The sequence below is a fragment of the Methylobacterium phyllostachyos genome (assembly GCF_900103445.1).
GTDB classification, from domain to species: domain Bacteria; phylum Pseudomonadota; class Alphaproteobacteria; order Rhizobiales; family Beijerinckiaceae; genus Methylobacterium; species Methylobacterium phyllostachyos.
The window spans coordinates 66,837-80,397 of record NZ_FNHS01000017.1; the positions used below are offsets into that span (position 1 = coordinate 66,837).

9 protein-coding genes and 1 tRNA gene are annotated in these 13,561 nt (G+C 69.0%); 5 read left to right on the top strand and 5 right to left on the bottom strand.

The window, feature by feature from the left end; all coding sequences use genetic code 11:
- Nucleotides 1-19: 19 nt before the first annotated feature.
- A complete protein-coding gene (locus BLQ49_RS23770; RefSeq protein WP_091720619.1) occupies nucleotides 20-781 on the top strand; it encodes a ComF family protein in 762 nt (253 codons plus the stop codon).
- Between the two features lie 8 nt (nucleotides 782-789).
- Here BLQ49_RS23770 and BLQ49_RS23775 read toward each other — a convergent pair whose 3' ends face one another.
- Nucleotides 790-1,383, bottom strand: a complete 594-nt coding sequence (locus BLQ49_RS23775) for a GNAT family N-acetyltransferase (protein ID WP_091720622.1) — start codon at nucleotides 1,381-1,383, stop codon at nucleotides 790-792.
- A 301-nt stretch (nucleotides 1,384-1,684) separates the two neighbouring features.
- On the opposite strand from BLQ49_RS23775, the gene zapE reads away from it, so the two are divergent.
- Nucleotides 1,685-2,899 carry a cell division protein ZapE gene (gene zapE / locus BLQ49_RS23780; RefSeq protein ID WP_091720625.1) on the top strand — a complete coding sequence of 405 codons (1,215 nt, stop codon included), beginning with the start codon at nucleotides 1,685-1,687 and terminating at the stop codon, nucleotides 2,897-2,899.
- Nucleotides 2,896-5,856, top strand: coding sequence for a response regulator (locus BLQ49_RS23785; RefSeq protein WP_091720629.1), 2,961 nt, complete (start codon nucleotides 2,896-2,898; stop codon nucleotides 5,854-5,856). The genes zapE and BLQ49_RS23785 overlap by 4 nt, the downstream gene beginning before the upstream one ends.
- Nucleotides 5,857-5,864: 8 nt before the next feature.
- On the opposite strand, the gene ubiB is transcribed toward BLQ49_RS23785, so the two are convergent.
- The 3 genes from ubiB to leuB all read right to left on the bottom strand — a co-directional run bounded on the left by ubiB (nucleotide 5,865) and on the right by leuB (nucleotide 9,606).
- The gene (gene ubiB, locus BLQ49_RS23790; protein ID WP_091720633.1) at nucleotides 5,865-7,427 is read right to left on the bottom strand and encodes a 2-polyprenylphenol 6-hydroxylase; all 1,563 of its coding nucleotides are present in this window, start codon (nucleotides 7,425-7,427) and stop codon (nucleotides 5,865-5,867) included.
- A 55-nt stretch (nucleotides 7,428-7,482) separates the two neighbouring features.
- The gene (ubiE, locus tag BLQ49_RS23795; protein ID WP_091720636.1) at nucleotides 7,483-8,268 is read right to left on the bottom strand and encodes a bifunctional demethylmenaquinone methyltransferase/2-methoxy-6-polyprenyl-1,4-benzoquinol methylase UbiE; all 786 of its coding nucleotides are present in this window, start codon (nucleotides 8,266-8,268) and stop codon (nucleotides 7,483-7,485) included.
- A 228-nt stretch (nucleotides 8,269-8,496) separates the two neighbouring features.
- A complete protein-coding gene (gene leuB / locus BLQ49_RS23800) occupies nucleotides 8,497-9,606 on the bottom strand; it encodes a 3-isopropylmalate dehydrogenase (RefSeq protein WP_091720638.1) in 1,110 nt (369 codons plus the stop codon).
- A 414-nt stretch (nucleotides 9,607-10,020) separates the two neighbouring features.
- Here leuB and BLQ49_RS23805 point away from each other — a divergent pair, with 414 nt between their 5' ends.
- Nucleotides 10,021-11,595, top strand: coding sequence for a 2-isopropylmalate synthase (locus tag BLQ49_RS23805; RefSeq protein WP_091720641.1), 1,575 nt, complete (start codon nucleotides 10,021-10,023; stop codon nucleotides 11,593-11,595).
- Nucleotides 11,596-11,696: 101 nt separating this feature from the next.
- Nucleotides 11,697-11,772: transfer RNA gene (locus tag BLQ49_RS23810), tRNA-Lys, on the top strand.
- A 612-nt stretch (nucleotides 11,773-12,384) separates the two neighbouring features.
- Here the strand turns inward: BLQ49_RS23810 and BLQ49_RS23820 are convergent.
- The gene (locus BLQ49_RS23820; protein WP_091720647.1) at nucleotides 12,385-13,521 is read right to left on the bottom strand and encodes a hypothetical protein; all 1,137 of its coding nucleotides are present in this window, start codon (nucleotides 13,519-13,521) and stop codon (nucleotides 12,385-12,387) included.
- Between the last annotated feature and the right edge of the window lie 40 nt (nucleotides 13,522-13,561).

The window sequence follows — 13,561 nt, forward strand, 5'->3', positions numbered from 1 at the left end:
CCCCTCGGCTGACTCCGACGTGACGGCATTCCAGGCCGTCGTCTCCGCCCTGCGCGGCCTGCCGCGCGGGGCTCTTTCGTTGATCTACCCGCCGACCTGCTCGGGCTGCGGTGCCGCCACCGCCGATCCCGGTGCCCTGTGCCCAACCTGCTGGTCGGGCCTGCGGCTGATCGAGGAGCCGGTCTGCCAGCGCTATGGAACGCCCTTCGCGCTCGATCTCGGCGTCGGGCCGCTGCTCTCGCCCCGTGCCATCGCCGATCCGCCGGCCTTCGAGCGGGCCCGCGCTGTTGCCCTCTACGACGGTGTGGCCCGCCGCCTCGTGCACCGATTGAAATACGAAGACCGCCTCGATCTCGCGGGTGTGATGGCACGAATGATGGCGGCGAGCGGTCGCGCGCTGATCGCCGAGGCCGAATGTGTCGTCCCAGTCCCGTTGCACCGGACACGCCTCTGGCGCCGTCGCTTCAATCAGGCGGCGCTGCTGGGGCGGGCGATCGCCGCCGGGGCGGACCTGGACTTCGCGCCGGCGGGTTTGATCCGCGTCCGGGCGACGCGTCCGCAGGTCGGGCTCAGCCGTGCAGCCCGCGCCGAAAATCTGAGCGGCGCGTTCCGGGTACCGGCCGCCGAGGTGCATCGCCTCCGGGGGCGGCGGGTTCTCCTCGTCGATGACGTCACCACCACGGGGGCCACCGGCAACGCCGCCGCCCGGGCGCTGCGGCGCGGCGGGGCTGGATCCGTCGATCTGCTGACCTTCGCGCTGGTGGCTGATGCGATGGGGTGAACGCGATGTCAGCCGGGCGCGCCTTCCCGGTTAGGGAAGCTCGCCGCCAGGCTGAAATCGAACGCCTCGGCGATGCCCTCGTACCAGAGCGAGAACGGCGTGGGCCGTTCGAGATGCAGCGCCCCGTCGATCTCGCTCCCCGCGTATTGGAGCGCCGCCCCATGCTTGGCCGCGAGGCGCAGCATCGGACCGTTCCTCGACAGGCAGCGGACATGCAGATCGGTGACGCCACGGTGGCGTGCGGCGCGGGCGATCCGCGCGAACAGATCGGCGCCGAGGCCACGGCGGCGGAAAGCTTGCTCCACCGCGAAGGCCGCTTCCGCACGCGGACCCAGGACGAACCGGGACGGCGCCGGACCCATCGGCCGCAACTCGCCGAGCCCGCGCAGGACGTTGTCCACGAATGCGCCATACATGACGCCCTCGGCGCGGATCGCCTGCGCGGCATAGGCTCGCACGCCGGCCTCGCTGACATTGCCCATGAACCGGCTCGCCCGGGTCTCCGGATCCAGGCGGAGGAAATAGGCAAGTACCGCATTGCGGTCGGCGGGCCACAGTCGCCGGATGGTGTGGAGCGGCACGTTGCTCGCTCGAACGGCCATGTCGGGTCTCCGGTCGTTGCGCGCTGAAGCGCGGGTTAATCCGGACGTCCCTCCCTAGACACCGGCGCGGTCTGGCACCTCCGGCGGCATTGTGCAATGCAGCAGAGTGCCGGCTCGGCCATTCGCGTGGCTGCCATGCGCAGGCCGGCGCGCCGCGACGAAGGCGGTGCGTGCCTGGGCTTGATTCAAATTGGTCTTCCCCGGCACAGGAGGAAACCCGGCCTCGTGAGGCGGGGGCTTCGGCGCCGGTTGGTGCCAGGGCGAGCTGCGAGGATCCGGCGGCGTGAACGACAGACTCGGCATGCATCACACGCCCTCGCTGGAGGCGCGGGCCAGTGCCGTCTCGCCCGGTCCCGTTCACGAGCGTTACGAGGCTCTCGTCGCGTCGGGGGTGATCGAGCGGGATCCCGCCCAGGGTCGTCTCGTCCGCGCCCTCGATCGGCTGCTGCAGGATCTCCAGCGCCGCAAGCGCGCGAGCAAGACCAGTGCGCTGGGCTGGCTCTTCAAGCGCCGGGACGAACCGGAGCAGACCCGGGGCCTCTACATCTGGGGCTCGGTCGGGCGTGGCAAGACGATGCTGATGGATCTGTTCCACGAGGCGGCGCCGGAGCCGAAGCGACGGGTCCACTTCCACGGCTTCCTGGCCGATGCCCACGAGCGGATCCACGCCTATCGGCAAGCGCTGAAGGCCGGCACCGTCAAGGGCGACGACCCGATCGGGCCCGTGGCCGATCAGCTCGCCGACGAGGCGACCCTCCTGTGCTTCGACGAATTCACGGTCACCGACATCGCCGACGCGATGATCCTCGGCCGGCTGTTCAATCACCTGTTCCGGCGGGGCGTCACCGTGGTGGCGACCTCGAACGTCGAACCGGACCGTCTTTACGAGGGCGGACTCAACCGGGCGCTGTTCCTGCCCTTCGTCGCGACGCTGAAGGAGCGGGTGGAGGTGCTGCGCCTCGATTCCCGCACCGATTTCCGTCTTGAGAAGCTCGGCGGGGCCGCCGTCTACCATGTGCCGGCCGATACGAGCGCCCGCGCCGCGCTCGACGCCGCCTTCAAGGGGCTGACCGGGACGGCGAAGGGCCGCCCAGCGACCGTGGCGGTCCACGGGCGGGACGTAGCGATCCCCGAGGCGGCAGGCGGGGTCGCGCGGTTCGGCTTTGACGATCTCTGCCGGCAGCCTCTCGGCGCCTCCGACTACATGGCGCTGGCCCGCGCCTATCACACGGTGATCCTCGACGGCATCCCGGTCATGGGCGAGGCCGAGCGCAACGAGGCCAAGCGCTTCATCACGCTGATCGACACGCTCTACGACCGGCACGTCAAGCTGGTGGCCTCGGCCGCGGCCGAGGCGCAGGACCTCTACAAAGCCGAGAGCGGTCGCGAGGCCTTCGAATTCGACCGCACCGTCTCGCGCCTGATCGAGATGCGCTCGCGGGACTATCTCGCGCTGCCCCACGGCAAACCGGATTCCGAAGCGTCGGGTGCGAGCACGGGGCTGGTCGAGACATGAGCACCCGTTCCGGCGTTGGATCGATCTTCCGCCTGCGTCGACGGAACTGGCGCAGTGCCGGCCCCTTGGGGCCGCTGTTCAGCTCGCCCGCCGCGTTCATCCTCCTCGTGGTCGGCCTAGCGGCGGGGACGGCCAACTACCTCGCCGGCGAGGCGGACCGGTTAGCGACGGCGCGCACCAACGCCGTCATCGCCGACGTCGAGCGCTTGATCTCCGAGGTCAAGGATCTGGAGACCTCCGAGCGGGGCTTCGTGCTGGTCGGCAGCGAGGAGTACCTGACGCCCTACATGGCCGCCCTCCCCAAGATCGAGGCGGAACTGGCCAGCCTCGGCGCGGCCGCCCAGGAGCCCGTCCGCGCCGGTGGCCCGTCGCTCGCGGGGCTGATCGCGCAGAAACGGGACTTCGCCGCCCGGGTGATCGCGGCACGGCGCGACCGAGGGTTCGACGCAGCGACCGATCTCGTCCGGACCGGCGAGGGCAAGCGTCTGATGGACGCGATCCGGACCGAAGCCGCCGCGCGCCAAGCCGTCGCCGCGGGGGATCTCGCGGCCCTGCAGATCCGCGTGCATCGACGCGGCCTGATCCTGTTCCTGATTTCGGCGGCGTCCGCCCTGGGCGCCATCGTGCTGCTGGCGCGGCTCGCCCTGGTGCGACGCCAGGAATCCCTGCGGATGTCGCGGCTCCTCGACGGCGTGCTGGCCAATGCCCCTGTCGGCCTAGGCTTCCTCGACCGTGACCTGCAGATCCGCCACATGAACCGGGCGCTCGCCACCATGAGCGAGCGCGGCTTCGGCGCCGATCTCGGTGCGCCGATCTGGGCGATGCTGCCGACCCTGCGGGAGGAGCTGGCGCCCAAGCTCGCCGCTGCGCTCCGCGAGGGGCTGGTCTCGCCGAACGTGCCGGTCGCGGTTCCCGCGCCCTCGGCGCCGGGCGGCCTGCGCCACTTCTCGATGAGTTTCTACCCGCTGCGGGGTGCCGAGGTGGCGGCGGGGCAGGAGGGTCAGGATGTCGAGGGCGTAGGCCTTGTCGTAGTCGATGAGACCATCCGCCACTTGGCCGAGGCCCGGTTGCGCCGCAGCGAGGAGCGCTTCCGTTCGCTGATCGAGGCCAGCGCGGCGATCGTCTGGACGGCCAATCCCGAGGGCAGCCTCCAGCGCCGTCAGGTGGCCTGGAGCCGGTTCACCGGGCAGGACGAGGCCGCCTATGCCGGCCTCGGCTTCCTGGACTCCGTTCATCCCGAGGATCGCGACCACACCCGGGCCGCGTGGGCACAGGCGGTGGCGACGCGTCAGCTCTACGCGACGGAGCATCGGATCCGCGATGCCTCCGGATCCTATCGTCACATGAGCGTGCGCGCCGTCCCGATCGTCGAGCCGGACGGTGCCCTGCGCGAATGGGTCGGCACCCATACCGACATCACCGAGCGCAAGCAGGCCGAGGCGGCGATCGAGGCTGCGCGCGCGGCCGCCGAGGCGGCCAACACGGCCAAGAGCCAGTTCCTGGCGAACATGAGCCACGAGCTGCGTACCCCGCTCTCCGCGGTGATCGGCTATTCCGAGATGGTCCAGGAGGAGCTGGAAGATCTGGGCGAAGCCGGGCTCATCGGAGACATGAAGAAGATCGAGTCCAACGCGCGGCATCTGCTCGGCCTGATCAATGACGTCCTCGACATCTCGAAGATCGAGGCCGACCGGATCGAGATCTACGCGGAGGATTTCGACGTGGCGGCGGTGGTGCATGACGTGGCCACCACTGTCGAAGGCCTGATCGCGAAGAAGGGCAACACGCTGGCACTCGCGCTCGAGGACGGCCTGGGCACAGCCCATACCGACGTGACGAAGCTGCGCCAGTGCCTCATCAACCTTTTGAGCAACGCCGCGAAGTTCACAGAGAACGGCCGGATCACACTCTCCGTCGCCCGGGCCGGGGACGCGCTGCGCTTCTCCGTTGATGATACCGGCATCGGCATGACTGCGGAGCAGGTGGGCAAGCTGTTCGAGCGCTTCACCCAGGCCGATGCCTCGACGACCCGGCGCTTCGGCGGCACCGGGCTCGGCCTAGCGATCTCCCAGGCCTTCGCCGAGATGCTCGGCGGCGCGATCACCGTGGAGAGCCGCCAGGGGGAGGGGACCACGTTCACGCTGACGTTGCCGCGGCAGTTTTCCGGCACCGACACGCCGGATCCGGACGGGCCCGGCGCGCCGGTCGGGGATCGCAACACGGTGCTGGTGATCGACGACGATGCCGCGACCCGCGACCTGCTCGCCCGCTTCCTGGAGCGCGAAGGATTTTCCGTAGCCGTCGCCGAGGACGGGCGGCGGGGCCTCGATCTCGCCCGGAGCCTGCGCCCGCGCGCGGTGCTCCTTGATGTGACCATGCCGCAGATGGACGGCTGGGCCGTGCTGCGGGCGCTCCGGGCCGATCCCGAGATCGGGGCGACGCCGATCGTGATGGTCACGGTCCTGGACGAGCAGACCTTCGCGTTCTCGTTGGGCGCCACGGATTACGTGCAGAAGCCGATCGACTGGATGAACCTTCGCCAGATCGTCGATCGGTTCCGCCCCGCGGGCGGCGAGGGACCGATCCTCGTGGTCGAGGACGAGGCCGATGTCCGCTCGCACATCTGCGCCTATCTCGAGCGCGAAGGCTTCCCCGTCCGTGAGGCCGAGAACGGCCTGCACGCGCTGGATCGCGTCGCGAGCGAGCGGCCCAGCCTGATCCTCCTCGATCTGATGATGCCGGAAATGGACGGCTTCACGTTCCTGCGCAGGCTCAGGGAGCGGCCGGACTGGCGCGACGTGCCTGTGGTGGTGCTCACCGCCAAGGACATCACGGCGGATGACCGCCGACGTCTCGCCGGGCAGGTCGACCGGGTCCTACCGAAGGGTACGACCGGGCTCGGTGAACTCGTTCGCGAGCTACGGGCCTTGCTGCCGTCTCGGGCCGACGCAGCGTAACCGGAGGCTCAGAGGGCCCGGAAGGCCAGCACCAGCGCTCCGATGGCGATGCCCCAGAGCGCGAGGGTCGACCAGATCGCGCGGAGGCGCTCGTCCCGGGCGAGCCCCTCCAACCGGCGGGCATCGCCTGTGCCAGCCTCATCGAGGCGAACCAGCACGCGCCTCAATCGCGTGGCGAGGTCTGGGATGTCGCCAACGACGTCGGAGACGACCCGCAGCGTCTCAAGGCCGCTCTGCGCCCGGCCGAGAGGTCCCATGTTCCGGGCGATCCAGGCCCGCACGACCGGCTCGGCCGTGGTCCACATATCGAGCCGCGGATCGAGGGACCGAGCAACGCCTTCCACAACCACCATGGTCTTCTGGAGCATCACCAGCTCGGTGCGGGTGCTCATGTCGAACAGGGCGGTGATGTCGAAGAGCAGCGTCAGCACCTTCGCCATCGATATCTCATCGGCCCGGCGCTGGTGGATCGGCTCGCCGATCGCCCGAATCGCCTGCGCGAAATCCTCGACGGAATGGTGGGCCGGTACGTAGCCCGCCTCGAAATGCACCTTCGCCACCCGACGATAATCGCGCAGGATGAAACCGAGCAGGATCTCGGCGAGGAACCGGCGCTCGTTCGGCCCGAGCCGGCCCATGATGCCGAAATCCACCGCCACCAGCCGGCCCTCGGCGTCGACCAGCAAATTGCCCTGGTGCATGTCGGCGTGGAAGAAGCCGTCCCGGATGGCCTGCCGGAGGAAGCTCTGGATCACGGTCCGGCCGATCGCCTGCGGATCGTGGCCCTTCGCGGCCAGTTCCGCGGCGCTGTGCAGGCGCGTCCCCTCAATCCATTCCGCCGAGAGCACCTCGCGGGCGGTCAGCTCCCATTCGGGCTTGGGCACGCGGAAATCGAGGTCGTTCTTGGTGTTCTCCGCGATCTCCGAGGCCGCGGCCGCCTCCAAGCGGAAATCCATCTCCATGAGGACGGAGCGGGCCAGGATCTCCACGACCTCCCGGGGCCGCAGTCGCTCGGCGTGCGGAGACAGGGCATGGACCACCCGGGCCATGAACCGCATCACCTCCAGGTCGCGCATGAAGCGCTCGCGCACCCCGGGCCGCATCACCTTGACGGCGAGCGTACGTTGCGTGCCGTCGGCGTCCTGCACCACCGCCTTGTGGACCTGCGCGATCGAGGCCGCCGCGATCGGCTCGCTGAACGACAGGAACAGCTGGTTCACCGGCTTGCCGAGCGCCGCCTCGACCACGCGCAGGGCCGTCTCCTGCGGGAAGGGGGGTACCCGATCCTGCAGCTTCTCGAGGTCGAAGGCCGCCCGCATGCCGACGATGTCGGGCCGAGTTGCGAGGAACTGGCCGAACTTCACGTAGGACGGTCCGAGCCGGGTCATCGCCGCCGACAGCCCGACCGCGCCATCGCTGCGGCCGGGCTTCTCCAGGGTGCGGCCGATCCGCAGGGCGAACCGCAGATGCGCCGGAAGCTCCGAGGGATCGGCGAAGGCGAGCGCCCCCTCCCGGGCCAGCACGAAGCCGACCTTGACGCCGCGGAAGAGGTTGATAGCGGCGCTAATCATGGCCGACCTTTCCCTCCCCCGCAAAGGGGGAAGGGGGCGCGCGTAGGGATCAAGATCAGGAGACCTTCCAGCCCGAATGGATCGCCACGATCCCGCCGGAGAGCGGCCGGTCGGTGACATGCCGGAAGCCGGCGCGCTCGATCATGCCGGCGAAGGCGCCGCGCGTCGGAAACTTCCGGATGGATTCGACGAGGTAGCGATACGACTCGGCATCTCCCGCCACGCGGGCGCCGATCCGCGGGATCACGTTGAACGAATAGGCATCGTAGATCCGGTCGAGCAGCGGGATATCGACGGCCGAGAATTCGAGGCAGAGGAAGCGCCCGCCGGGCTTCAGCACCCGCCGCGCCTCCGCCAGTGCCGTCTCGATTCGCGGCACGTTCCGGATGCCGAACGCGATCGTGTAGGCATCGAACGATGCGTCCGGCAGCGGCAGGGTCTCGGCATTCCCGGTGACGAAGGCGATCCGCTCGCCGGCCTCATCGATCTTGCGATCCCGCGCGCGCTCGGCGCCGACCCGCAGCATCGATTCGTTGATGTCCAGCACCGTCACCCGGGTGCGGGGACCGCCCGCAGCCAGGACTCGGAACGCCACGTCGCCCGTGCCGCCGGCCACGTCGAGATGCGCGAAGGCCCGGGTTTGGGGCGGCCGCAACATCGAGACGAGCTGCGCCTTCCAGGCCCGGTGGAGGCCAGCCGACATCAGGTCGTTCATGATGTCGTAGCGGTGGGCCACCGAGTGGAAGACGCTGTCGACGCGCCCCTGCTTCTCGTCGAGCGCGACGCGCTCGAAGCCGAAATCCGCGCTCGCGCGCTCGGACGCCCCGTCTTCGACCGTCATGACACTCCCACTTCTCGATGGGCGCGTCTTAGCGAAGCGCGCGCGCGTCCGCCATGCGTCCAAACACGCGGCTGGGGACGGGCTGCCCTTCGCATCGCGTTGGTGACACCGGGTGATTGGTCCACGCCGTGATCACGAGCGCCGCGAAGCAACCCAGGGTAGCGCGCCCTTGATGAGCGTAGCGCGACCCTGGGTTCCTTCGCTGTGCTCGCAAAGACGGGAGCGGTTTCAGCCGATTCGGGCCCTGAGCGCATCCGCGACAGCCGACGCCATCGCCCGGGTGCCCATCGGGTTCGCGCTCGCGCCGGCGATGTCGGCCGTGCGCGCGCCGCTCGCGAGCGCGTCCGTGATCGCCCCGTCCAGCGCGTCGGCCGCGTCGCCCAGGCCGAAGGAGTAGCGCAGGCACATGGTCAGCGAGCCGATCATGGCGATCGGGTTGGCCTTGTCCTGACCGGCGATGTCCGGCGCCGAGCCGTGGCACGGCTCGTAGAGCGCCCGGCGCAGGCCGCTGTCATCCACGGCGCCCAGCGAGGCCGAGGGCAGCATGCCGAGCGACCCGGTGAGCATCGCGGCGAGGTCGGACAGCACGTCGCCGAACAGGTTGTCGGTCACCAGCACGTCGAACTGCTTCGGCCGGCGCACGAGCTGCATGGCGCAGTTGTCGGCCAGGATGTGCTCGAGCTGGATGTCGGCGTAATGCTCGGCGTGAAGCTTGGTGACGACCTCCTTCCAGAGCACGCCGGACTTCATCACGTTGTGCTTCTCGGCGGAGGCGACCCGGCCCGAGCGCTTGCCCGCGAGGTCGAAGGCGACCCGGGCGATCCGCTCGATCTCCCCCGTCGTGTAGACCTGCGTATCCACAGCCCGCTTGGAGCCGTCCGGCAGCGTCGTGATCTCCTTCGGCTCGCCGAAATAGACACCGCCAGTGAGCTCGCGCACGATCATGATGTCGAGCCCCTCGACCAGCTCGCGCTTCAGGGCCGAGGCCTCGGCCAGCGCCGGGTAGCAGATCGCCGGGCGGAGGTTGGCGAACAGGTCGAGATCCTTGCGCAGGCGCAGCAGGCCCGCCTCGGGGCGGTTCTCGTAAGCGACGCCGGCCCATTTCGGACCGCCGACGGCCCCGAGCAGGATCGCATCGGCGGCCTTCGCGCGGGACAGGGTCTCATCCGAGAGCGGGACGCCGTGCGCATCCAGCGCGCAGCCTCCGACGAGGTCGGTCTCGGTCTCGAAGGTCGCGAGGCCGGTCTCCTTGAGGGCATCCAGCACGACCTGCAGGCCGCCCGCCACCTCCGGGCCGATCCCGTCGCCGGGGAGGAGCAGGAGCTTGTAGCTGGCCATGGTGGTCTCGCGGGTTGGGTCTCGACGTGCCGGCGGCTTTATCGAGGCGGGACGGCCATTGGCAAGGCGCTCCGTCAGCCGAGCGCGTGGCCGCTCTTGTGTTTCGGACGGCCGGGCGCTACGTCTCCGACCCACCGCGCGGATGCTGCCCCATGCCGTCCGCGCCCGACCGGGAGAGACGAGCCTTGGCCAGAGCCGGCTCAGCGACCGAGACCGCCAAGGCCGCCGCGACGGCGCCGCGGTCGCGTGCGCGCCGCGCCGGGCTTCGCCTTCCGCTTCTGCTTACCCGCCCCTGAGGGCCGTCCGGGCGCGCGCCTGGGCCTTCAGGGGATTGTTCCAACTTCGCGAACCCGCCCGCCTGGGCATCACGCCGCGCCGCGCCATACGCCGGGCGGCCCGCGACAGGGTAAGACCATGACTTCGACGACCGATTCGACCAGCACCACCGCCCGCGACCGCATCCTGATCTTCGACACCACGTTGCGCGACGGCGAGCAATGCCCCGGCGCCACCATGACGTTCGACGAGAAACTGGCGGTGGCCGAACTCCTCGATACGATGGGCGTCGATATCATCGAGGCCGGCTTCCCGATCGCCTCCATCGGCGATTTCGAGGCCGTGTCGGAGATCGCCAAGCGCACCAAGCGCGCCACCATCGCGGGCCTCGCCCGCGCGATCCCGGCCGACATTGCCCGGGCGGGCGAGGCCGTGCGGCACGCCAAGCGCGCGCGGATCCACACCTTCGTGTCGACCTCGCCGATCCACCTCGCCCACCAGATGCGCAAGAGCCAGGACGAGGTTGTCGAGATCATCCTGAAGACCGTGGCCCAGGCCCGCGACCTCGTGGAGGACGTGGAATGGTCGGCCATGGACGCCACCCGCACGCCGATCGACTACCTGTGCCGCTGCGTCGAGGCCGCCATCAAGGCCGGCGCCACGACGATCAACCTGCCCGATACGGTGGGCTACGCCACGCCCTCCGAATACCGCGACATGTTCGCGAGCGTCCGCGAGCGGGTGCCGAACGCCGACAAGGCGGTGTTCTCGGTTCACTGCCATGACGACCTGGGGCTGGCGATCGCCAACTCGCTGGCCGGCATCGAAGGGGGCGCCCGGCAGGTGGAATGCACCATCAACGGCATCGGCGAGCGGGCCGGCAACGCGGCGCTCGAAGAGATCGTGATGGCGCTGCGCACCCGCGCCGACGTGCTGCCCTACGAGACCGGCGTCGAATCGACCATGCTGACCCGTGCCTCGAAGCTCGTGAGCCATGCTACGAACTTCCCGGTGCAGTTCAACAAAGCGATCGTCGGCCGCAACGCCTTCGCGCATGAGAGCGGCATCCATCAGGACGGCATGCTCAAGAACGCCGAGACCTACGAGATCATGACGCCGGCCTCGGTCGGGCTGACCAAGACCTCTCTGGTGATGGGGAAGCATTCCGGCCGGGCGGCCTTCCGCTCCAAGCTGGAAGATCTCGGCCTGCACCTGTCGGACAACCAGTTCCAGGACGCGTTCGAGCGGTTCAAGGCGCTCGCCGACCGCAAGAAGCACGTCTACGACGAGGATATCGCGGCGCTGGTGGACGAGAACCTCGCCACGGCCCACGATCGGATCCGGCTGGTCTCCCTGTCGGTGATTGCCGGCACCCGGGGCCCGCAGCGCGCGACGCTGCGCATCGCCGACGAGACCGGCACGCGGATCGAGGAAGCTGACGGCAACGGGCCGGTGGACGCGGTGTTCAACGCGATCTCGGCGCTGGTGCCGCATCAGGCGCAGCTGGAACTCTATCAGGTCCACGCGGTGACGGGCGGGACGGATGCGCAGGCCGAGGTCTCGGTGCGGCTGCGGGACGGCGAGCGCAGCGTCACCGCCCGCGGCGCCGACCCGGACACGTTGGTCGCCTCGGCAAAGGCGTATCTCTCCGCACTGAACAAGCTGTCGGCCCACGCGGTGCGCGTGCATGCGCAGCATGCGGCGGCGGAATGAGAAAAATTGCGGCTGGGGGTGGACAGCCCCCGGCCCCGTTGGTATCAGCCCGCCACCCCAGACGGACTTGGTGGCCGCCGGGGTGGGTCGCAGACGCGATCGGGCGCATAGCTCAGTTGGTAGAGCAGCTGACTCTTAATCAGCGGGTCCTAGGTTCGAACCCTAGTGCGCCCACCAAGACTTAGCCCTCGTGGCGTTTCACATAAATCGGTTCCGGTTGGGCATACTCCGCGGCGCAGAGCAGCGGGGTCATTTTGGCGTTCATCCCGCCTGAATGCCTGAGGCCGCAAAGCCCCCGGTGTGGGAGAGGCCAAAGCCCAACCCAGCGCGGTAGACGGGATCGACGGCGTCACGAGCCTCGGCCGTGGGGACCATGATGCCGGATGGTTTTTTGACATCCGTCCAGGCGGCCGAGCCTCGATGGATCCAGGCGGATTCTCAGACTGAGCCGAACGTTTGGCGCATCAGGAAGCGGTCGCCCGACGGCTTAAGGCGACGCGCTACGGCCTCGGTCAAGCCTAAGCCCAGCATCAGCACGCTTCAGGAGGCCATGCACGGCGTGCCATCCGGCGGACGCGCGAACGGTCGAACGCCCCCGGCCGTGCCGGTGCGCCTCGCGTTGACGGATTACAGGAAGGCCAGGGCGTGCGTACAGATCGCCGCCCACGTCGCCGCCACGAGGCACTAGATCGGTGAGGTGTTCCCGAACCTGCGCTCGATCGATAGGCCAGGTAGCTCTTCGGCCAAATGGGCTGCGTTAGCGAGCAGCCGGTGCTCTGAGGGCGCGACCTACCAGGTCGCGAGGGCCGAGCGCTTCCAGGTGTTGGTGGCGACGCAGACGTAGATGTGGCCGGCATCCCAGGAGATCTGGCCGGCCGCACAGGCAGCCGTCGAGGAGGCGGGTGTCTTCGATGCGCCGATCTGAATGCTGTTCGCGCTCGTATAGAGGTAGTTCGCCAGGACGGTGCCGGTGCCGGTCACGGTGAAGCCCGGGGACGCGAAGGTGTTTCCCGTAATCGTCAGGCCGGATAAATCGATACCGTTGAGAAGCGTGCCGCCTGCCGCCTTGAGGATCGTCGAGCCGGCGTTGAACGGAACCTGGCCATGCGCACCCGAGACGTTGATCACATACTTGAAGCCGACCGCGCCTGCGTTGGCGCTGAAGGTCAGCATGTCGTCTTTGATTGTACCGGGTGTTTTGTCTCCGCTCAGTGAGACCAGCGACAGGATGCTTTTGTAAGCCACCGAGCACGTCGCATCGCATCCGATGTTCATCTCGGTGTTGGAGAGTTCCTGGAGGTTCGGCGCGTGGCTCGCCTTCAGGATCGGATTGGTCGCGAAGTAGGCGCCGCGCCCACTGGCGTAGGTAAGGCTGCCGCGCGCGTGCGTGCCGTTGTCCCCGGCCGTGACGTTCATCGTGGGGATGAACGCCACATAGTACGGGTTGGGCGTCGTGCCGTCGTCGGCCCCGCTGAACGTCGTCGTCAGCGCATAGGAGGTGCGGTGGCCGGACACGCCGGAGATCGTGTGGGCCTGGTTCCACGCGATGGTTGTGGCGGCCGAAGAGAACCGGCCCGTGTCGGTGACGCCGAGGTAGGATCCGGAGACCGCCTTCGAGGACGTGCCCGAGAGGGTCTGATTGAGGATGAAACCGTAACTCTGGCCGGCGGGAGGGGTGATCGTCAGACCCTGCGCCTGGGCCATCCCGGTAAAGGATGGCGCGACGAGGGGCGCCGGGGGCGTGCCCGGCTGAAACTCGATCCGCGCGATACCGTCGCCGCCCTGCGCTGCGATGTCGTCCGCCGAGATCAATGGCGCCAAGGCGAGCTCGCCAGCCCGGGCAGCGGTGCCGGGCATGGCGTGCCACAGCCCGAGGGTCGCAAACGCGGCGCCGAGACAGCACGTCAGGGCGGGAATCGTCCTCATGTCCAGTTCCTCACCTAACGAATACCAGTCGGCATCGCGC